This is a genomic window from Kocuria gwangalliensis (genome assembly GCF_039544365.1).
Classification (GTDB): Bacteria; Actinomycetota; Actinomycetes; order Actinomycetales; family Micrococcaceae; genus Kocuria; species Kocuria gwangalliensis.
Genome location: NZ_BAABLN010000013.1, coordinates 41,346 through 61,912, shown reverse-complemented (window position 1 = coordinate 61,912; position 20,567 = coordinate 41,346). Strand labels below are relative to the sequence as shown.

The window sequence follows — 20,567 nt, the reverse complement described above, 5'->3', positions numbered from 1 at the left end:
GTGAGCGAACGTCCGCACGTTCCGAGCCCGGCCCCCTCGCTCCCGAGGACGGCCGGGTTCGTCATCGTCGACAAACCCCTCGGGTGGACCTCGCACGACGTCGTGGCCCGCATGCGGCGGCTGGCCGGTACCCGCAAGGTCGGCCATGCCGGCACCCTGGACCCCGCGGCGTCGGGCGTCCTGGTCCTCGGCGTGGAGAAGGCCACCAAGCTGCTCACCTGGGTCACCGGAACGTCCAAGACGTACGAGGCCGGCATCCGATTGGGTGCGGCCACGGTGACCGACGACGCCGAGGGTGAGATCACCGAGCGAGCGGACGGTTCGGCCCTGGCGGCCGTGACCGACGAGGACATTCATCGCGAAGTCGCCGCGCTGACGGGACCGATCCACCAGGTCCCGTCCGCCGTGAGCGCCATCAAGGTCAACGGCAAGCGGTCCTACGCGCGTGTGCGCAGCGGTGAGGACGTCGTCCTGGCCGCCCGGCCCGTCACGATTCACGAGTTCACGGTGCACGGCATTGACCGGGAGGACACGGGCATCACCGTGACCGCCACGGTCACGTGTTCCTCGGGCACCTACATTCGCGCTCTGGCGCGAGACATGGGACGCGCCCTGGGCGTGGGGGGTCACCTGACAGCTCTGCGGCGCACCCGCGTGGGTTCGTTCACCCTGGACCAGGCCCACACCCTGGAAGAACTGACGCGGTCCGTTGGCGCCGGCGGCACCGTGGACACTCTCGAGATCAATGCAGCCGCGGCCCAGTTGTTCCCCGTGCGCCGCTTGGACGCGGGGGAGGCCACGGATCTGTCCCACGGTCGGCGCATCTCGGCCCATCCCGCGGAGCTGATCGCCGGATGCGACCTTCCCGTGGCGTGTTTCGCCCCGGACGGCACCCTGGTGGCCCTGGCCGAAAACCGTGGTTCCGCTGTCAACCGGTACGCGACCTCCGTGCTCGGTATCACCGCCGGGGCGACCTTCTCACCCGGACGGGAGAATGACTGATGCTGTGGGGCTATGACGGCTGGTTCTGGGCCTCGGTGGTGCTGGGAACACTGTCCTGTCTGATCTGCTTGGTGCAGGCCCTCCGCGGGCGCGAACCGGACGACTTCTCCCAGGGCTCGGTGCTGATCCTGGAGTTCTTTTTGCTCGTGTACATGGTGGGGTCGATCTTCCTTCCCCTGTACGGGTCGGAAGCCTCCGGGAGCGTGCTCGAGTACTGGGGCTATTTGCTCACAGCGCTCTTGATCCCCGCCGGCACGTTCATTTGGTCCCTCGTGGAACGATCACGGTGGTCCACCCTCATCCTGGCCGCGGCGGGGCCCGTGGTGATCGTGATGGTGTACCGGATGAACTTCATTTGGTATTACCAGAACGTCTGAGCAGGACCGCGAGCGGAAACACCACGGAAAGGACAGGATGTCAGTGAGCAAACCGACCGAGCACAACGCGCTGCAGCAACGCTTCGGCCATCGAGTGCGCAAGCAGCGACGGGACGCCAAATCCAGCGGGTTCGGTCGACTCATCATCGTGATCTACGGGGTCTTCTCCTTGTCCGCCGGTGTGCGTTCCGTGTACCAGCTCGGCACGGAGTTCTCCGCGGCGCCGTTCGCGATCATCCTGTCCACCATCTCGGCGGTTATCTACGTGATTGCCACCGTGGCGCTGAGCAGGACGGGCCCGGGGTGGCATCGGGTCGCGTGGATCGCCGTGTGGATCGAGATGATCGGCGTTCTTGCGGTGGGGCTGCTCAGCGTCATGGCCCGCGATCTGTTCCCCAAGGCCAGTGTCTGGTCCCATTTCGGTGCCGGGTACGGATACGTGCCCCTGGTGCTGCCCATGATCGGCCTCATCTGGTTGTGGCGCACCCGACCGAACCATTCGAACGGGTAGGCTCGTTTCGTTCCGCCCGCATACTCGACCCCGAGGAGAACAGTGATCCGCTGGAGATCCCGCGACGACATCACTCCGGGTTTCGGACCGTCCGTTGTGACGATCGGAAACTTCGACGGAGTCCACCGCGGTCACCAACACGTTTTCGACACGTTGTTGGAGGTGGCCGCGGAGCGCAACGCGCATTCCGTGGTGGTCACCTTTGATCCCCACCCGGCTCTCGTGCACCGCCCGGAATCCCACCCGGGGGTGATCATGGGGCTCGAGGACAAACTTGATGCGCTGGAATCCACGCGCATCGATGCCGTTCTGGTGCAACCCTACTCACTCGACTTCGCCCAGCTGACACCCGAAGAGTTCGTGGTGGACTACCTGGTCAAACCGCTCGAGGCCGTTTGCCTGGTGATCGGGGCGGATGTGCGGCTGGGAAGGGACAACACCGGGGACCTGAACGCGATCCGGGCATTGGGGGACAAACACGGCTTTGATGTGCTGGTCGTTGCCGACGTGGTGGGAACGGATCCCTCGACCTCCCTCAGGAACGGCACCCCGGCGGCTGCCGCCACGCAACGCAGATGTTCCTCCACCTGGATCCGCTCGTGCTTGGAAGCCGGCGATATGCGCGGAGCCGCAGGTCTCCTCAGTCGAAACCACCGCATGCGCGGAGAAGTGGTCCACGGGGCGGCTCGCGGGCGCGAACTGGGATATCCCACGGCCAATCTGTCCTCCGAGGCATCGGGGTTCATTCCCGCGGACGGCGTGTACGCCGGCTGGCTCATCGACGAAAACGGCACGCGATGGCCCACCGCCATTTCCGTGGGCTCCAATCCCACGTTCGAGGGAGTGTCCCGGCAGGTCGAGGCCCATGTGATCGACCGCCCGAAAGAGGACATAGAGGATTTCAATCTCTACGGCCAGGAGGTCGTGGTGGAGTTCGTGGAACGGTTGCGCGGCATGGTGGCCTACCGGGGAATTGACGCACTCGTGGCCCAAATGGACGACGACGTCGAACGGTCCCGCGAGATCCTGGCCAAGGAATCTCGCGAGACCGTCTGAGGAGGGAACCGGGCTCGGTTACAGCTCTTCGTGCTCGTTCGGATCGAATCCGGATCCGCTCAACCCGGTGTGCAGCATCTTCAGGCGCCTCATCTGCTCATCGGTCAGGTCCCAGTCGAAGACATCCAGGTTCTCGGCCATCCGTGTGACGTTCGACGTCTTGGGAATGGGCAGGATGTTGGACTGGATGTGCCACCGCAGAATGACCTGGGCGGGCGTGCGGCCCTGCTTGCGTGCGATGTCCGCGATCCACTCGTGCTGCAGGATGTCGGTCTTGCGACCCAGCGGCGACCACGCCTCGGTCACGATTTTATGTTCGGCGTGGAATTCACGCAGGAGCTCCTGCTGGTACTGCGGGTGCAGTTCCACTTGATTGATCACCGGCATCTCACCGGTCTCCCGCTCAAGTCGCAGCAGGTGCTCCGGCAGGAAATTGGACACTCCGATGGATTTTGCCAACCCCTGATCGCGGAGCTCGATCATGGTCTGCCAGCTCTCCACGTAGCGGTCCACGGAGGGATTGGGCCAGTGGATCAAGTACAGGTCCACGTGATCGGTACCGAGCCGTTCGAGGGATCCCTCGAGGGACCGGCGCACGGAATCGGTGCCGTGGTCACGGCCCGGAAGTTTGGTGGTCAGGAAGATGTCGTCACGGTTGATCTCCGAGGCCTTGATGCCTCGGCCCACACCCAGCTCGTTGCCATAGTTCACGGCCGTGTCCACCAGGCGGTAGCCGCGCCACAAAGCCTCCGGGATCAGCGCCTCTGCCTCGGTGTCGTCCATCGGGTAGGTGCCCAGGCCCAGCTGGGGAATCTTGGTCCCGTCCCGCAGCACGTGGCGCGGGGCATCCGGGACGGCATCCTCAAGTTTCTTGTCGCTCATGCGTTCCTCACTTCACTCAGACGTGCTTTGGCGAATGGTGCTCAATATCTGGCATACCGCACTCGCGCTGATTTCCGCTACCAGGTCGATCTCCAGGTGGAACTGTTGGCCGGCGGCCGGCCCGCACAGGTCGGAGATGCTGCGAACGGCCAGGAAGGGGTACGTGCGGGTGGCGCACACCTGCGCAAGTGCCACGGTCTCCATGTCGGTGCTCAGCGCTTCGGGAAAGATCTCGCGTGTCGCACCCACGTTCGCCTCGGTCACGAAGGAGCCGCCCGAGACCATGGTGCCCCGCAGCACGCTCTGCTGATCGGTCCCGATCACGTCCTCCGTGGCGTCCATCAGACGTACCGCGGGGGAGTAGCTCTCCGGCATGCCGGGAACCTGGCCCGGGAGATAGCCGAACGCCGTGGCGTCGGCGTCGGCGTAGCGGTAGTCCGTGCCGATCACCAGATCGCCCACATTGACGTCCGACCGCAGCCCACCGGCAGATCCGGCGGAGATCACGGCGGAGGGTTCGAACCGTTCGATCACGGCGGTCATCGCCGCCGCCGCATTGACCAGGCCGATTCCGGTGCGCACGATCATCACCGGGTCACCTTCGAGAATTACCGCGTACACGAGGGCGGGGCCCACGGTGAGTGGTTGCGCAGCTCGCTCCGTGGCGCGAGCCAGGAAAGGTGCAGCCTCCTCGTCCATGGCGACCACCACGGCCGGTGAGCCCACGCAGCGACCGAACAACGCCGCGTCCTCGTTCAACGTCTCCGGGGAGGCGCCTGGGTTCACCGGGTGACCTCATCCCACGCGGCGCGTTCGTCCAAGAATTCCCGCACGGCGGACTTGGCGGCCTCCAGGCTGTGGTTGGCGCCCCAGCCGCACTGGACCTCGTTGGCCGCGGGGACCTCGTCAGCGTTCAGGATGTCCTGGAACGTGGCCTCCAACAGATTCTTGAACTCGGTGTCCTCCACGCCCAGCATGAGGGCGTAGAAACCGGTCTGGCAGCCCATGGGAGAGAAGTCGATGAGCGCCTCGGTGTGGTTGCGCATGTGCTCCGCGGTGAGGTGCTCGATCGAGTGGACCGCGGGCATCTCCAAATGCGAATCGTTGGGCTGGGTGAAACGGACGTCGTACTTGATGAGAGTGTCCCCGCCGGGCAACTCCTTGCGGTCGGCGACCCGCACGTAGGGGGCGACCACCGAACGGTGATCCAGGTTGAAAGACTCCACATTCATTTTCTTCATGGTGTCCATTGTCCCAGTTGACGGGGACATCCATAACGGTGACCCGCCTAATACGACGTATTGGGTGCCGTCCGTTAGACTGGTCAACGGTCAGACTGCAGTCCGTGGCGGTCAGATCTCGGGGGACACTCCCGAACCCCGGGCGCGAACCCTGCGCACCGGGCGGTCACGGTACTAACTCAAGGAGTTACCCATGGCACTGGATGCCGCTATCAAGCAGGAAATCATCAAGGAGTACGCAACTCACGAGGGCGACACCGGTTCGCCCGAGGTGCAGATCGCCGTACTGTCCCGTCGTATTTCCGACTTGACCGAGCACCTCAAGCAGCACAAGCACGATCACCACACTCGCCGCGGCCTCATGGCCCTGGTGGGTCGCCGTCGTCGCATGCTTGACTACCTGCGTCGCACTGAGATCGCCCGCTACCGTGCGCTCATTGAGCGTCTCGGCCTGCGTAAGTGATGTGAGTCCTCGGTGTTCCCCGTGTTTTCACGCGTGAAAACACGGGGAACCGCCGTAACCGGCGCTGTTCGAGACGAACACCGCCAGGTTCCGCCAGGAACCACCGGCCCACGGGCCGACTGAACAACAGAAAAAAGTCGTAGCGGATTCGCGCACCATATCGCGGTCCTCGACAGTGGCCTTCGCAATGCACCCGCAGTGCGAGCGCCTCGATCGAAGACCGGTATGTAGCGCTTTTCGCCACAGAAGAAACGGAGGTGACCCTTGGAGGGTCCCGAAATTCAAAGTGCAGAAGCAATCATCGACAACGGTTCGTACGGCAAGCGCGTAGTGCGCTTCGAAACCGGCCGGCTGGCCAAGCAGGCCGCCGGAGCCGCCATGGTGTACATCGATGAAGAAACGTCAATGCTGTCGGCCACCGCAGTGGGTAAGAATCCGCGCGAAGGCTTCGACTTCTTCCCGCTCACCGTTGACGTGGAAGAACGCATGTACGCAGCCGGTCGCATCCCGGGTTCGTTCTTCCGCCGGGAGGGCCGTCCGTCCACGGATGCCATCTTGACCTGCCGCCTGATCGACCGTCCGTTGCGACCCGCGTTCGGCAAGGGCATCCGCAACGAGGTCCAGGTTGTCGTGACCGTGCTGTCCATTGCACCGGACGAGATTTACAACACCGTGGCCATCAACGCCGCGTCCATGTCCACCTCGCTGTCCGGCATGCCCTTCCAAGGCCCGGTGGGCGGTGTGCGCATGGCGCTCATGGCTGAGGAGAACGGCAAGCATCAGTGGATTGCCTTCCCCAAGTACTCCCAGCTCGAGAACGCCGTGTTCGACATGGCAGTGGCAGGGCGTGTGGTCACCGCCGCTGACGGTTCCGAGGACGTCGCGATCATGATGGTCGAGGCCGAGGCCACCGACAACTCGTGGAAGCTCGTCAAGGGTCAGGGCGCCGTGGCCCCGACCGAAGAACTCGTCTCCGAAGGCATCGAGGCGTCCAAGGCCTACATCAAGGCCCTGTGCGAGGCTCAGGCCGACCTCGTCGCCCGCTCGGGCAAGCCCGCCATGGAACTGCCCCGTTTCGGTGGTTTCGAGGAGGACGTCACCCAGGCCGTCCAGGACTTCGTGGGTGAGCGTCTGAGCGAGGTGTATTCCATTGCCGGTAAGCAGGAGCGCGAGTCCGCCACTGATGAGCTGCACCAGAGTGTTCTGGCCGAGCTCACCGGTGAGGGTAAGCCCTTCGCCGACCGCAAGGACGAGATCAACGGCGCGTACCAGGCGCTCACCAAGCAGACCGTGCGCCAGCGCATCCTCAAGGACCAGGTCCGCATCGACGGACGTGGCCTCACGGACATCCGCGAGCTGACCGCCGAGGTGGAGGTGCTGCCCCGCGTGCATGGTTCGGCGATCTTCGAGCGCGGCGAAACCCAGATCATGGGCGTCACCACGTTGAACATGCTCAAGCTGGAGCAGCAAATCGATTCGCTGTCCCCGGTCAAGCACAAGCGCTACATCCACCACTACAACTTCCCGCCGTACTCCACCGGTGAAACCGGCCGCGTGGGTTCACCCAAGCGCCGCGAAATCGGTCACGGTGCGTTGGCAGAGCGTGCCATCACGCCCGTGCTGCCCTCGCGCGAGGAGTTCCCCTACGCGATCCGTCAGGTCTCCGAGGCGTTGGGCTCCAACGGCTCGACCTCGATGGGCTCGGTGTGCGCCGCGACCCTGTCGCTGCTCAATGCCGGGGTGCCCCTGCGCGCCCCCGTGGCCGGTATCGCCATGGGTCTGGTCTCCGACACCGTGGACGGCGAGACCCGTTACGCGGCCCTGACCGACATCCTCGGTGCCGAGGACGCCCTGGGTGACATGGACTTCAAGGTCGCCGGTACGTCCGAGTTCGTGACCGCGATCCAACTGGACACCAAGCTCGACGGCATCCCCGCGTCCGTGTTGACGGCGGCCCTGAGCCAGGCCCGCGAAGCACGCCTGTACATCCTCAACGTGCTGACGTCGGCGATCGACGCCCCGGACGAGATGAGCGCATTCGCTCCGCGCGTGATCAGCGTGAACGTTCCCGTCTCCAAGATCGGTGAGGTCATCGGCCCCAAGGGCAAGATGATCAACCAGATCCAGGAAGACACCGGAACCGACATCTCCATCGAGGACGACGGCACCGTGTACATCGGTGCCACCGACGGCCCCTCCGCGGAAGCTGCGCGTTCGGCGATCAACGCGATCGCCAACCCGCAGGTTCCCGAGGTGGGCGAACGCTACCTGGGCACCGTGGTCAAGACCACCACCTTCGGTGCGTTCGTCTCCCTCACCCCGGGCAAGGACGGCCTGCTGCACATCTCCGAGATGCGCAAGCTCAACGACAACAAGCGCGTCAACGAAGTGGACGACGTCGTGAGCGTGGGCCAGAAGGTCCAGGTGGAGATCACCAAGGTCGACGACCGCGGAAAGCTCTCGCTCGCTCCGGTCGTGGCCGATGAGGACAAGGCCGAAGAGCTCGAGTCCGACCCCATCAGCGAGAGCTGATCGAGGGGCTACTCGACGTTCATGACGGTAGTTCACCTTCCGCTGGAGGCGGGCGATCCCGGGGAGAGCATCTCCACCGCGGACGCCCGCCTTCGGGCGTACTCTCCTTCCGTGCCGGCCAGCACCGGCTTCACCCACGTGGTCCACGACGACGCCGACGGCGCCGTGATCACCCGCAGCGTGCTGCCGTGCGGGGCCCGTGTGCTCACCGAGAAAATGCCCGGGCAACGCTCGGCATCCGTGGGATTCTGGGTCAGCCTGGGTTCACGTGACGAGGCCCCCGGGATGCTCGGTTCCACACACTTTTTGGAACACTTGCTGTTCAAGGGCACGGCGCGGCGTACATCGTTGGACATCGCCGAGGCCTTCGACGCCGTGGGCGGTGAGTCCAACGCCTTCACCGCGAAGGAGAACACGTGCTATTACGCTCGGGTGCTCTCCAACGACCTACCCATGGCCATTGACGTGTTGGCCGACATGTTCTCCAGCGCGGTCCTGGATCCGGACGAGTTCGACCGCGAGCGCGGTGTGATCCTGGAAGAAATCGCAATGGACCGTGACGACCCCACGGACTTCGCCTTCGAGCAGTTCACCGCCGCTGTGCTGGACGGGTCGCCCCTGGCCCGTCCGATTGCGGGCACACCGGAAGAGATTCGTTCCGTGGCCCGGGACGCCGTGTGGGAACACTACCGCGCGGTCTACCGCCCCGAGAACCTGGTGGTCACCGCCGCCGGCGGGCTGGAGCACGAACGGGTCGTGGACATGGTCCGCGAGTCCCTGACACGTGCGGGGTGGGACCCCGACACACCAGGAACCGTGGGGGCACGGCGATCCAACGATTCCGCCGTGTTGACCCCGCGTACCGGAACCCAGGTGTTCCACCGCCCCGTCGAGCAGGCCCACGTGGTGCTGGGCGGTCCCGCCCTGCGGGTCGGGGATGACCGGCGCTTCACCATGACCGTGCTCAACGCGGCGCTGGGGGGAGGCATGTCCTCCCGGTTGTTCCACACCATTCGTGAACGGAAGGGGTTGGCGTATTCCACCTTCTCCTTCTCCGGTGCGTATTCGGATGCCGGGTACTTCGGCATGTACGCGGGGTGCGCCATGGACCGTGTGGACCAGGTGGCTCAGCTGATGCGCGACGAGTTGGATCGGTTGGCCCATGACGGCATGGGGGCCAAGGAATTGTCCAAGATCGAGGGGCAACTCAGCGGTGCCACCGTGTTGGCCCTGGAGGACACGGGGTCCCGCATGTCCCGCTTGGGATCCGCCGAACTGAAAACCGGTGTGTACATGGACGTCGACGAGGCCCTGGACCGCATCCGGGCCGTGACCTCGCAGGATGTGCAGACGCTGGCGGCGGAGCTTTCGGCCGCCTCATCCGTGCAAACGGTGGTGGGCCCGCAGACGGTGTCCGAGGCACTGCCGATCCAGAACTAAGGAGTGGTTGAGATGACTGATTCGAACAACGTCACCAAAGTGGCCGTACTGGGCCACCGCGGGCGCATGGGGTCGGAGGCCGTAGCGGCGGTGGAGCGCGCCCCGGGGTTGGAGCTGGTGGCCGCCCTGGGTCGCGGCGACGACCTGCAGAACATCGTCGACGCGGGTGCGCAGGTCATGATCGACCTCACCGTTCCCGAGTCCACCCGCGAGAACGTGCGCTTCGCAATCGACAACGGGATCCACTCGGTCGTGGGTACCACCGGGTGGGATGACCGGGCGCTGGCGGAGCTGGAGTCCCAGCTGGCACAGCACCCCGACGTGGGGGTGCTGATTGCCCCCAATTTCGCCGTGGGAGCGGTGCTGGCCATGAAATTCTCGGAGGCCGCCGCCGCATTCTTCGAATCCGCGGAGGTCGTGGAACTGCACCACCCGGACAAATTGGACGCGCCCTCGGGAACGGCCGCCCGCACGGCGTCGTTGATCGGTAAGGCCCGTCGCGAGGCCGGCGTAGCCGACTCGCCGGACGCGACCCGGACCGACCCCGACGGTGCTCGCGGCGCCGTGGTGGACGGCGTGCACGTGCATTCCGTGCGGCTGCGCGGGCTGGTGGCCCATCAGGAAACGCTGCTGGGCAACACGGGGGAGCAGCTCACCATCCGCCACGATTCCTTCGACCGGATTTCCTTCATGACGGGCGTGGTGCTGGGCGTGCGTGAGATCCACCGTCACCCCGGTCTGACCCACGGTTTGGACGGCTACATGGATTTGAGTCTGTGAGGGGCCCCGAACCCAGTTCACTGCGCTGGTGGGTGGCGGCGGTCATCGTTCTGGCGCTGCTCACCGTGGTGATCCTGCCCATTTCCTTGGGTTCCAAGGTGTGGATCATGGCCATGTTGGCCTTCGCCGCGGTTTTCACCGTGCTGGAGATCGGCTCCAAGGGACGCATCCTGGCGGCCCTGATGATTGCCCTGCTCGCCCTGTACCTGGGGCTGTCGTTCCAGCGCGCGGTGCTGCTGCTCAGCTCGCAGGGTTGGATCGTGAAGGGCTTCGGGATCGCCATGCTGATCATCCCGGCGGTGGGCACCTGGGCCATGGTGCGAGAAATCAGTTTCGGTGCCCGCACCGAAAAACTCGGACGAACCCTCGCCGCGGAAGGCGGGCTGCCCCAGGACGAGCTGCCCAAGACACCGTCGGGGCGGTACGTGCGCAAAGCCGCCGACGAACATTTTCACACGGTGCGCGAAGAGGTCGAGGCGGATCCCGCGGATTGGCGCCGGTGGTATCGATTGAGTCTTGCGTATTCGGCAAGTTCGGACGGGCGCCGCGCCCGCGGTGCCATGCGCACCGCCATCAAGTTGTACCGCGGTGCCGATCCGGGGACAGCATTGGCGCGGTGAGCACGGTAACCTTGGGCTTATGACCGATCGCAGCGTAGCCACTCAGCCCGACCGACCCGCTCCCATGTTCGGAACTCTGCTCACCGCCATGGTGACCGCGTTCAAGGACGATGGGTCCGTGGACCTAGAGACCACGGGTCACCTCGCGGAGGAACTGGTCAATGATGGTTGTGACGGGCTGGTGGTGTGCGGCACCACCGGCGAGTACTCCACCATGACCGACGAGGAGAACCTCACGGTGTTCCGGGCCGTTAAGGACGCAGTGGGCGGGCGCGTGCCCCTGCTGGCCGGTACCGGCTCCAACGACACCGAGCATTCTCGGTACTTGTCCCTCGAGGCGCAGAAGATCGGCATGGACGGCCTGTTGATCGTCACGCCGTACTACAGCAAGCCCACCCAGGCCGGTGTGGAAGCGCACTTCCGTTCGCTGGCCGACTCCGTGGACACGCCCATTATGATGTATGACATTCCGGGCCGGTCGGGCATTCCCATTGCCCCGGAAACCCTGATTTCATTGGCCTCCCACGAGAACCTCGTGGCCGTCAAGGACGCCAAGGCGGACCTCAACGCGGCCGCCCACGTCATGGCCGAAACCGATCTCCTGTACTACTCCGGTGACGACGGCTTGACCTTGCCGTGGATCGCGTTGGGCGCGGCCGGTCTCGTGGGTGTCACCACCCACGTGGACACCCACCGGTTCCGCACGCTCATCGACGCCGCACTGGCCGGTGACTACGCCACCGCGCGCCGGGTCAACAACGAGCTGATCCCGGTGATTCGCGCCACCATGTCCCGCGTACCCGGTGCCGTGGCCGCCAAGACGATTCTGAATTGGCAGGGGCGCCTGCCGAACAACACCGTGCGCTTGCCGCACGTTGCGCCCACCCAAGCCGAAATCGAACAGATCCGTGCGGACCTGAGCTCGTCGGTTCTGGCGGATACTTTGAACAAATAAGACGAAAGGGGTCTCATGACCCGTTGGACCACCACAGATCTCTCCGATCCCCCCGCGTTGAGCGCAGACACCATGCGTGTCGTGCCGCTGGGTGGTCTGGGCGAGGTCGGTCGGAACATGACCGTGTTCGAAATCAACGGGCAGCTGCTCGTGGTCGATTGCGGTGTGCTGTTCCCCGAAGAAACCCAACCCGGCGTGGACCTGATCCTGCCGGACATCAATTACATCAAGGACCGTCTCGACGACATTGTCGCGGTTGTGCTGACCCACGGTCACGAGGATCACATCGGTGCGGTTCCCTACCTGCTCAAGCGACGCCCCGACATTCCCATTGTGGGTTCCCAGCTGACCCTCGCGTTGATCGAGGCCAAGCTCAAGGAACACCGGATCAAGCCCTTCACCCTTGCCGTGCGCGAGGGCCAGGTAGAGCGGCTCGGTGAGTTCGAATGCGAATTCGTGGCCGTCAACCACTCCATCCCGGACGCCCTGGCCGTGTTCCTGCGCACCAAGGCCGGCACGGTGCTGCACACCGGTGACTTCAAGATGGACCAGTTGCCCATGGACGGTCGCATCACCGACCTCCGTCACTTCGCCCGCTTGGGCGAGGAGGGCGTGGACCTGTTCCTGACCGACTCGACCAACGCCGAGGTGCCAGGCTTCGTGCCGACCGAGAAGGCCATTGGTCCCGTGCTCGCGGACGTGATCGCCAAGGCACGCCAGCGCGTGATCGTGGCGTCCTTCTCCTCTCACGTGCACCGCGTGCAGCAGGTCCTCGACGCCGCCGTGGCCAGCGGTCGCAAGGTCGCCCTGATGGGGCGCTCGATGATCCGCAACATGGAGATCGCCGACAAGCTCGGTTACCTGGACGTTCCGCCCAACGTGCTGATCGACCAGAAGAAGGCCGCGGACTACCCGGACGACAAGCTCGTGATCATGTGCACCGGTTCCCAGGGTGAACCCATGGCCGCGCTGTCCCGGATGGCCAACGGTGACCACAAGGTCCAGGTGAATGCGGGCGACACCGTGATTCTGGCGTCATCGTTGATCCCCGGCAATGAGAACTCCGTGTTCCGCGTGATCAACGGCCTGATGCGCCTGGGTGCCGATGTGGTGCACAAGGGCAACGCCAAGGTGCACGTGTCCGGTCACGCGGCGGCCGGCGAACTGCTGTACTGCTACAACATCGTGGAGCCCGAATACGTCATGCCGGTCCACGGCGAGGTTCGCCACCTGATCGCCAACGGTGCGCTCGCTCAAGAGACCGGTGTCCCCGGTGACCACGTGTTGCTCGCCGAGAACGGCACCGTGGTGGACATGCACGGCGGCACATCCCGGATCACCGGTCAGGTCGAATGCGGTTTCATTTACGTGGACGGCTCGTCCGTGGGTGAAATCACGGACGCGGACCTCAAGGACCGGATGACCCTGGGTGAGGAGGGCTTCATCTCCGTGGTCACCGTGGTCAACCGCGATACCGGCAAGATCGTGTCCGGTCCGGACATCCACGCGCGCGGCGTGGCCGAAGAAGACACCGTCTTCAACGAGATCCGGCCCAAGATCGTTGCCGCGCTCGAGGACGCCATGGGTGAGGCGGGTAAGAACCACACCCCTCACCAGCTGCAGCAGGTCGTACGCCGCACCATCGGCTCGTGGGTTTCGCGCAAGTTGCGCCGTAAGCCCATGATCGTGCCCGTGGTGGTCGAGGCTTAACAGACCGGCAACCACAGTACACAGCCCGCCCCGACCCGTCGTCGGGGCGGGCTTTGCACTGGGCGGGTATTCTGGAACATATGGCGTCACGAACTTCCCCTCCGCGATCGTCGAAGTCACCCTCTCGAACCTCGACCGGATCTCGCTCGACCAAGCGCAACTCCAAGGCCCCGGCCAAGTCCGCACCACAGGGACCCTCCGCCGGTGCCCGGCTTCTGCACGCCGTGGTCAATGCATGGGCGGGCCTGGGGCACGCCGTGGGCGCGGGTGTGCGACGAATCGGCACCGTGCGCACCGATATGGCTCCCGAGGAACGACGTGACGGCGGCGCGCTCGTCTGGCTCGTCCTGGCCGTGCTGATTGCCGCGGTCGAGTGGTGGAACCTCCGCGGTGTGGCTGCCGCGTTCATCTCGATGCCGGCCTCCTGGGTGCACGCGGTGGTCGGTGGCACGTTCGGTTTCATGGCGCTCGTGCTGCCGGTGTTCTGCCTGTTCTTCGCGTGGCGGGCCTTCCGCCATCCCACGCAGATGCACGCCAATAATCGCATCGCCATTGGTCTGTTGGCACTGACCGTGGCCGGAGCGGGGATCGCCCACATCATGGGTGGGCAGCCCCAGCTGAACCAGGGGTTCGAGGCCATTTGGCAGGCGGGCGGCTTCATCGGGTTCCTGGCCGCCGATCCGCTCTCGGCACTTGTGACCCACTGGGGCGCGCTCGCGGTTCTCGCGGTGCTCGCCTTCCTGTCCGTGCTGGTCATGACCGCCACCCCCGTCGGCCAGATCGGTCCGCGGGTGCAGGAGGGGTATCGCAAGCTGATGGGCCAGGGGGAGGCCCGCTCCACGAACGTGTCGGATCCCGCGCACGACCGCTCCTACCTGGATTCGGCCCGGCCCGAGAAGAAGCGCCCCACACGCCGCACCCGGGCCGAGCGGCGTCGCGAGAAGGCCCAGCTGGACGCGTACCACGGCGACGAAGCCTTTGAACGCGCCGTGGTCGACGAGGCAAACCGTCGCGAGGCCGCCGAGGGGTCCGTGAGCACCCGCGTGTTCGATCTTTCCCACGACGACGGCGCACCCGCGTCCGGTTCCACGTCCGCCACCGCGGGGAGCACCCCGAGTGCGCAGGTCCAGGACACCGAGGACATCCCCCCGGTCCGCCCGGGCGTCAAGCGACCCACCAAATCGCAGATCGCCGCGGACAAGCTGCGCCGTGAACAGGGCCTGGAACCCGCCGCGGACACCGCCGAGGCGTCGGAGGCTCCGGCGCTGGCGGACGTGGCTGCGCCCGAGAACTCACGGACCCACACGCCGTCGGCCCCCATCCCGGCTCGTTCCGAGCAGCTGCAGATCGCGGGGGACATGGCCTACACCCTGCCGGATCCTAACGCTCTGGTGCAGGGCCCGCCCGCCAAGGACCGCTCCGAGGCCAACGACCGCGTGGTCACATCCCTGACCAACGTGCTGGACCAGTTCAAGGTCGATGCCGAGGTGACCGGTTTCTCCCGCGGCCCCACGGTCACTCGTTACGAGATCGAACTGGGATCGGGTACCAAGGTGGAGCGCGTCACGGCCCTGTCCAAGAATATTGCTTACGCCGTGGCCTCCGCTGATGTCCGCATCCTGTCGCCCATTCCCGGCAAGTCCGCAATTGGTATCGAGATTCCCAACACGGATCGCGAGACCGTGGCGTTGGGTGACGTGCTGCGCTCGCAGCGCGCCCGCACGTCGGAGCACCCCATGGTCATGGGCGTGGGCAAGGACGTCGAGGGCGGGTTCGTGGTGGCCAATTTGGCCAAGATGCCGCACATGCTCGTGGCCGGTGCCACCGGCGCGGGTAAGTCCTCATTCGTGAACTCGATGATCGTGTCCATCCTGATGCGCTCCACACCCGACGAGGTGCGCCTGGTCATGGTGGATCCCAAACGCGTGGAACTCACCGCGTACGAGGGAGTTCCCCACCTGATCACCCCCATCATCACCAACCCCAAGAAGGCTGCGGAGGCCCTGCAGTGGGTGGTGCGTGAAATGGACGCCCGCTACGACGACCTGTCGCACTACGGGTACAAACACATTGACGACTTCAACAAGGCCGTGCGCAACGGCAAGGTTCAGCCGGAGCCAGGTTCCAAACGAGTTATCCGGCCGTACCCTTATTTGCTGGTGATCGTGGACGAGCTGGCGGACCTCATGATGGTCGCCCCGCGCGACGTCGAGGACTCGATCGTGCGCATCACCCAGCTGGCCCGCGCCGCGGGCATTCACCTGGTGCTCGCCACACAGCGTCCTTCGGTGGACGTGGTCACGGGCCTGATCAAGGCCAACGTGCCCTCCCGGATGGCGTTCGCAACGTCCTCCGTCACCGACTCTCGCGTGGTCCTGGATCAGCCCGGCGCCGAGAAACTCATTGGTCAGGGCGACGCCCTATTCCTGCCCATGGGTGCGTCCAAGCCCCTGCGTGTGCAGGGGGCGTGGGTCTCGGAATCCGAGATCCACAGGGTCGTGGAGCACGTCAAGACGCAGATGAAGACCAACTACCGCGAAGACGTGATCCAGGAAGCGCCCAAGAAGCACATCGACGAGGACATCGGGGACGATCTCGACGTCCTGCTGCAGGCAGCCGAGCTCATCATCACCACGCAGTTCGGGTCCACCTCCATGCTCCAGCGCAAGCTGCGCGTGGGTTTCGCCAAGGCGGGCCGCCTCATGGATCTGCTGGAATCCCGCGGCGTGGTGGGGGCTTCGGAGGGCTCCAAGGCCCGCGATGTCCTCGTCAAACCCGACGACCTCGCGGCGACACTGGCGCTGATCCGCGGTGAGGAACCGCCCACCGCGCCCGGTGACGACGACGCCGCGGCAGGTTCCGCGGCGCCGTCGGCCGGGACCGGCGGTTCCATGGACTACGGTGACGATCCCGTGGAAGCGGGACTGTCAGACGTGGCCAAGGATTACCACGACGGTAATGACGATTCCAACGATGCATGGGAGTTGACCGGACGATGATGATGGCTCGACATGGCGGCACGTCCGCCCCCCGCACAGTGGGCGACCCGCCACCCAATTCCTCCAACTGGAACCTGCCCAACACGCTGACCGCATTGCGGATCGTCATGGTGCCGTTCTTCGTATGGTTCCTGTGGGCAGGCGGGACACACGGTGCGGACTCCATGCCCATGCGGTGGGCGGCCGTGGTGGTGTTCGGCGTGGCCATGTACACGGACAAGCTCGACGGGGACATCGCCCGCGCGCGCAACCTGATCACGAGTTTCGGCAAGATTGCCGACCCCATCGCGGACAAATTACTGACCGGCGCGGCCTTCGTGGTGCTGTCGATGCTGGGAGAGCTGTGGTGGTGGGTCACCATTGTCATCCTGGTGCGCGAATGGGGGATCACCATCATGCGCTTCATGGTGATCCGCTACGGCGTGATGGCCGCATCCAAGGGCGGCAAGACCAAGACGGTGCTGCAGACGGCCGCCCTGATCGCGTTGCTGCTGCCGCTGGCGCCCCTGGTGGGCACCTGGTGGCTGTGGTTCGCGTGGGTGCTGACCGCACTGGCGCTGATCGTCACCGTGGTCACCGGCATCGACTACGTGATCAAGGCCGTCCAACTGCGTAACGCAGCCCTCGGGAAGGACAAGTAATGGCCGGGTCCGATCTGCACACGGCCGTGGATCTGGTCCAACTGGCCATCGAACACGGTGTCACCATTGGCACGGCGGAGTCCCTGACCGGCGGGTCGCTGGCAGCGGCGATCGTCGACGTTCCCGGAGCCTCGCAATGTCTCGAGGGTGGCGTGGTGAGTTACTCGCACGCCGTGAAGGAAAGAACCCTGGGAGTCTCCCGGGACGTCTTGGAAGCCAAGAGCGCCGTGGACCCGGACGTCGCGCGGGCCATGGCGCGCGGCGCACGGACCGCTCTGGGTGTCGACTGGGCCGTGTCGACCACCGGTGTGGCCGGGCCTGAACCCCACGACGGTCAGGCCGTGGGCACGGTGTACATAGGAGTGAGCGGGCCCCGCGGTGACGACCACCTCGAGTTGCACCTGGACGGAGGGCGGGCAGCCATTCGCCGGGAGACGGTGTCCCGCGCCATGGACTTACTAGCGTCACAAATCGAGCTCACAGACAATTGCCAGTGAAATTTTAAGGCCGGCAAGGAATAATCGAAGAAGTAAACAGGTTACTTACTATCAGAGGCTCGACGCGAGCCCCCCCCAGGGTCGTTGTACCGGCGTCGGTCGATTCGAAAATACCTGGTTAGACGGTTTGACCCCACGTTACGAGGAGTAGGCAATTCACATGACAAAGCAACCCGTGTCCGTCAATGGTGTCGTCCGTTGGAAGGACGTGGGACTGTCCGAGGAAGAGCATGCCGAGACAAAGGACGTGAAAGTGGGAGTACTGCGGCAGGAGATCGGCGAAGTACTCCGCAATGTCCGCCAGCGTCAGGGACGCACGTTGCGGGAGGTCTCGCACAGTGCACGAGTGTCGCTGGGCTACCTGAGCGAAGTGGAGCGCGGACAGAAGGAGGCATCTTCCGAGCTGTTGGCCTCCATTTGCGCCGCCCTGGCAATCCCCCTGTCACAGATGTTGCGCGAAGTTGCGGAGCGGCTCGCGTACGCCGAGGGTAACTTCATCCCTGACACCGTGCCTTCCGAGTTGACCGAGGAGTTCACTCGTGAGGTCCGCCAGTTGCGCGGGGGCGCAGCCGCGTCCAATCACTGATTCACCTCGCTCGTACGCGTCAGCGTTCCAAGGGTCCACCGGCATTGTCGGTGGGCCCTTGGTCTCTCACCGAAATGCCGAACAACGTTAGGAAAGGTCGATGCGCATCAGTACGTTCTGGGAGCTAATGGCCCATGAATTCGGGTCCGGGTACTCCAAAGTTCTGGCCCGTGACCTTGTCATGGCAGAGGTGGGGGATCGGACCGCGGTTGAGGCACTCGATGCCGGAGCCGACCCCAAACACGTGTGGTTCGCACTCTGCAGGGCGCAAGAAATTCCGGAGAGCCGCTGGTGGGGTCCGGACAAGGAACCCACACCGTAGTGGCCCCGTGGCGCCGGAGACCAATCGAATGTATATTCGAATCAGATGATCCGGGCTCCACATTATTCGTGGACCCTTATGCGTGTCAGACCTCCTCAGTAGGTTGAGATGCGAACCAAACAACAGGGCCGAGTGCGCGGGCCCCTAAGAACCGAGGTGAATCATGGCAGCCAAGTCCAAGGGAATCACTACCGTTCCCTCTCAGGTGGTCGGCTCCGATCGTGAGAAGGCTCTGGATACTGTCCTGGCGCAGATCGACAAGAACTACGGCAAGGGCTCGGTCATGCGCCTGGGTGACCGGCCGGCCACCCGCATCGAAACCATTCCCACGGGGTCCATTGCACTGGACGTGGCACTCGGCATCGGAGGTTTCCCGCGCGGCCGCGTGGTCGAAATCTACGGTCCCGAGTCCTCCGGTAAGACCACCGTGGCTCTGCACGCGGTTGCCAGTGTGCAGCGCGCGGGCGGTATTGCGGCGTTCATCGACGCCGAGCACGCACTGGACCCCGTCTATGCCGAAAAGCTGGGTGTGGACACGGACAACCTGCTCGTGTCCCAGCCGGACACCGGTGAACAGGCCCTGGAGATCATGGACATGCTGGTGGGCTCCGGCTCCATCGACATCGTCGTGATCGACTCCGTGGCGGCGCTGGTTCCCAAGGCCGAAATCGAAGGCGAAATGGGCGATAGCCACGTGGGCCTGCAGGCGCGCTTGATGTCCCAGGCGCTGCGTAAGATCACGGGCCGGTTGTCGCACACCAACACCACCGCCATCTTCATCAACCAGTTGCGCGAGAAGATCGGTGTGTTCTTCGGTTCCCCCGAAACCACCACTGGCGGTAAGGCTTTGAAGTTCTACGCCTCGGTGCGCGTTGACGTCCGTCGTATTGAAACCCTCAAGGACGGCGCCAACCCGGTCGGTAACCGTACCCGTGCCAAGATCGTCAAGAACAAAATGGCACCGCCCTTCAAGCAGGCCGAGTTCGATATTCTCTACGGTCAGGGCATCTCCATTGAGGGTGGTTTGATCGACATGGGTGTGGAGCACGGGATCGTCAAGAAGTCCGGTGCTTGGTTCACCTACGAGGGCGATCAGCTGGGGCAGGGCAAGGAGAACTCCCGCCGCTTCCTGAAGGACAACCCGGAACTGGCCGCGGAGATCGAGCGGAAGATCCTGGTGAAGCTCGGCATCACGGAGGACAGCGCGGACGTCGAAGATACCGCACAGGACGTCGTGGATCCCTCCGAGGACGACATCCTCGAGGCTCCGGATGCGGCCAAACCGGAACTTCCCGCATTCTGATCGAGGTGATTGAGCGATGAGTCAGTCCTCTCGCTACAACTCCCGACGGCGCAGGGCCTCGGCGCGATACCGAGGTCCTGCGGAGCCACCCGCGGAAGGCGCCGCCGCGCAGGACACTGAACCCAATCAGCATGAGGTTGCGCGGGCCATTGTGCTACGTCAACTCACCGCATCCGCCAAGTCTCGTAAGCAGCTGGAAGACAAGCTCGCCGATCGTGATGTTCCCGAAGAGGTGGCCCAAGAAGTTCTGGACCGGTTCGAGGAGGTCAACCTCGTGGACGACCGCGCCTACGCCGCCATGTTCGTGCGGTCCCGGGCCGAGACGCGCAAACTCTCCCGCAGCGCGTTGCGCCGCGAACTTCAACAGCGTGGCATTACGGGGGAGCTCGCGGAGGACGCCCTCGAACAACGCACCGACGAGGACGAGACGGAGGACGCTCACGAACTCGTGCGGAAAAAAATGCCCCGGAGCCTCGATGTCTCGGATCGCAAAGAAGTCGACAAGGTCACCCGGCGGCTCGTCAGCATGCTGGGTCGTAAGGGGTACCCGCCCGGGCTTGCCTTCGGAGTGGTGAAGCAGGAACTCTCCAACCACGGCTCCGCACATGATTTCTCCGAACCGGACCCCTGGCCCGGTGCGTGATGGGTAG

At 64.7% G+C, this 20,567-nt stretch carries 21 protein-coding genes; 18 read left to right on the top strand and 3 right to left on the bottom strand.

The genetic code is table 11. From position 1 onward, the window contains the following. The 4 genes from truB to ABEA06_RS06100 are packed head-to-tail and all read left to right on the top strand — an operon-like array spanning window position 1 to window position 2,946. Window positions 1-1,002 carry a tRNA pseudouridine(55) synthase TruB gene (gene truB / locus ABEA06_RS06115; protein WP_345310915.1) on the top strand — a complete coding sequence of 334 codons (1,002 nt, stop codon included), beginning with the start codon at window positions 1-3 and terminating at the stop codon, window positions 1,000-1,002. After that, a complete protein-coding gene (locus tag ABEA06_RS06110) occupies window positions 1,002-1,379 on the top strand; it encodes a hypothetical protein (RefSeq protein ID WP_345310914.1) in 378 nt (125 codons plus the stop codon). Before truB ends, ABEA06_RS06110 begins: the two co-directional genes overlap by 1 nt. Before the next feature lie 37 nt (window positions 1,380-1,416). Then, on the top strand, window positions 1,417-1,890 hold the full coding sequence (locus ABEA06_RS06105; protein ID WP_345310913.1) for a hypothetical protein: 474 nt from the start codon (window positions 1,417-1,419) through the stop codon (window positions 1,888-1,890). 42 nt (window positions 1,891-1,932) lie between these two features. Beyond that, the gene (locus ABEA06_RS06100) at window positions 1,933-2,946 is read left to right on the top strand and encodes a bifunctional riboflavin kinase/FAD synthetase (RefSeq protein ID WP_345310912.1); all 1,014 of its coding nucleotides are present in this window, start codon (window positions 1,933-1,935) and stop codon (window positions 2,944-2,946) included. A gap of 18 nt (window positions 2,947-2,964) precedes the next feature. On the opposite strand, the gene ABEA06_RS06095 is transcribed toward ABEA06_RS06100, so the two are convergent. The 3 genes from ABEA06_RS06095 to ABEA06_RS06085 are packed head-to-tail and all read right to left on the bottom strand — an operon-like array spanning window position 2,965 to window position 5,069. Next, window positions 2,965-3,828 carry an aldo/keto reductase gene (locus tag ABEA06_RS06095; RefSeq protein WP_303381478.1) on the bottom strand — a complete coding sequence of 288 codons (864 nt, stop codon included), beginning with the start codon at window positions 3,826-3,828 and terminating at the stop codon, window positions 2,965-2,967. 12 nt (window positions 3,829-3,840) lie between these two features. Beyond that, entirely contained in the window at window positions 3,841-4,614 is a 774-nt protein-coding gene (mtnN, locus tag ABEA06_RS06090) for a 5'-methylthioadenosine/S-adenosylhomocysteine nucleosidase (RefSeq protein ID WP_345310911.1), read from the bottom strand. Then, window positions 4,611-5,069, bottom strand: a complete 459-nt coding sequence (locus ABEA06_RS06085; RefSeq protein WP_303381476.1) for an S-ribosylhomocysteine lyase — start codon at window positions 5,067-5,069, stop codon at window positions 4,611-4,613. The genes mtnN and ABEA06_RS06085 overlap by 4 nt, the downstream gene beginning before the upstream one ends. Window positions 5,070-5,262: 193 nt before the next feature. Between ABEA06_RS06085 and rpsO the strand changes: the two genes are divergently transcribed. The 14 genes from rpsO to ABEA06_RS06015 all read left to right on the top strand — a co-directional run bounded on the left by rpsO (window position 5,263) and on the right by ABEA06_RS06015 (window position 20,560). Continuing rightward, complete coding sequence (gene rpsO / locus ABEA06_RS06080; RefSeq protein ID WP_303381475.1) at window positions 5,263-5,532, top strand: 30S ribosomal protein S15; 270 nt, start codon at window positions 5,263-5,265, stop codon at window positions 5,530-5,532. A gap of 264 nt (window positions 5,533-5,796) precedes the next feature. Next, window positions 5,797-8,064 carry a polyribonucleotide nucleotidyltransferase gene (locus tag ABEA06_RS06075; protein WP_345310910.1) on the top strand — a complete coding sequence of 756 codons (2,268 nt, stop codon included), beginning with the start codon at window positions 5,797-5,799 and terminating at the stop codon, window positions 8,062-8,064. A 21-nt stretch (window positions 8,065-8,085) separates the two neighbouring features. Then, window positions 8,086-9,504 carry a M16 family metallopeptidase gene (locus tag ABEA06_RS06070; RefSeq protein ID WP_345310909.1) on the top strand — a complete coding sequence of 473 codons (1,419 nt, stop codon included), beginning with the start codon at window positions 8,086-8,088 and terminating at the stop codon, window positions 9,502-9,504. A gap of 12 nt (window positions 9,505-9,516) precedes the next feature. After that, window positions 9,517-10,284: a 4-hydroxy-tetrahydrodipicolinate reductase gene (dapB, locus tag ABEA06_RS06065; protein ID WP_303381472.1), complete on the top strand. Its 768-nt coding sequence runs from the start codon at window positions 9,517-9,519 to the stop codon at window positions 10,282-10,284. Continuing rightward, the gene (locus ABEA06_RS06060; protein ID WP_345310908.1) at window positions 10,281-10,904 is read left to right on the top strand and encodes a hypothetical protein; all 624 of its coding nucleotides are present in this window, start codon (window positions 10,281-10,283) and stop codon (window positions 10,902-10,904) included. Before dapB ends, ABEA06_RS06060 begins: the two co-directional genes overlap by 4 nt. A gap of 19 nt (window positions 10,905-10,923) precedes the next feature. After that, on the top strand, window positions 10,924-11,859 hold the full coding sequence (gene dapA, locus ABEA06_RS06055; protein ID WP_303381470.1) for a 4-hydroxy-tetrahydrodipicolinate synthase: 936 nt from the start codon (window positions 10,924-10,926) through the stop codon (window positions 11,857-11,859). Window positions 11,860-11,874: 15 nt separating this feature from the next. Continuing rightward, window positions 11,875-13,569 carry a ribonuclease J gene (locus ABEA06_RS06050; RefSeq protein ID WP_303381469.1) on the top strand — a complete coding sequence of 565 codons (1,695 nt, stop codon included), beginning with the start codon at window positions 11,875-11,877 and terminating at the stop codon, window positions 13,567-13,569. 80 nt (window positions 13,570-13,649) lie between these two features. Further along, the gene (locus ABEA06_RS06045; protein ID WP_345310907.1) at window positions 13,650-16,568 is read left to right on the top strand and encodes an FtsK/SpoIIIE family DNA translocase; all 2,919 of its coding nucleotides are present in this window, start codon (window positions 13,650-13,652) and stop codon (window positions 16,566-16,568) included. A gap of 2 nt (window positions 16,569-16,570) precedes the next feature. Continuing rightward, the gene (gene pgsA / locus ABEA06_RS06040) at window positions 16,571-17,209 is read left to right on the top strand and encodes a CDP-diacylglycerol--glycerol-3-phosphate 3-phosphatidyltransferase (RefSeq protein WP_303381512.1); all 639 of its coding nucleotides are present in this window, start codon (window positions 16,571-16,573) and stop codon (window positions 17,207-17,209) included. Then, window positions 17,209-17,706, top strand: coding sequence for a CinA family protein (locus tag ABEA06_RS06035; protein WP_345310906.1), 498 nt, complete (start codon window positions 17,209-17,211; stop codon window positions 17,704-17,706). The genes pgsA and ABEA06_RS06035 overlap by 1 nt, the downstream gene beginning before the upstream one ends. Before the next feature lie 160 nt (window positions 17,707-17,866). After that, on the top strand, window positions 17,867-18,292 hold the full coding sequence (locus ABEA06_RS06030; RefSeq protein WP_303381466.1) for a helix-turn-helix domain-containing protein: 426 nt from the start codon (window positions 17,867-17,869) through the stop codon (window positions 18,290-18,292). A gap of 100 nt (window positions 18,293-18,392) precedes the next feature. Beyond that, window positions 18,393-18,614: a DUF3046 domain-containing protein gene (locus ABEA06_RS06025; RefSeq protein WP_303381465.1), complete on the top strand. Its 222-nt coding sequence runs from the start codon at window positions 18,393-18,395 to the stop codon at window positions 18,612-18,614. A 163-nt stretch (window positions 18,615-18,777) separates the two neighbouring features. Next, window positions 18,778-19,917, top strand: a complete 1,140-nt coding sequence (gene recA / locus ABEA06_RS06020; RefSeq protein WP_345310905.1) for a recombinase RecA — start codon at window positions 18,778-18,780, stop codon at window positions 19,915-19,917. 16 nt (window positions 19,918-19,933) lie between these two features. Then, entirely contained in the window at window positions 19,934-20,560 is a 627-nt protein-coding gene (locus ABEA06_RS06015; protein WP_303381463.1) for a regulatory protein RecX, read from the top strand. Window positions 20,561-20,567 lie beyond the last annotated feature (7 nt).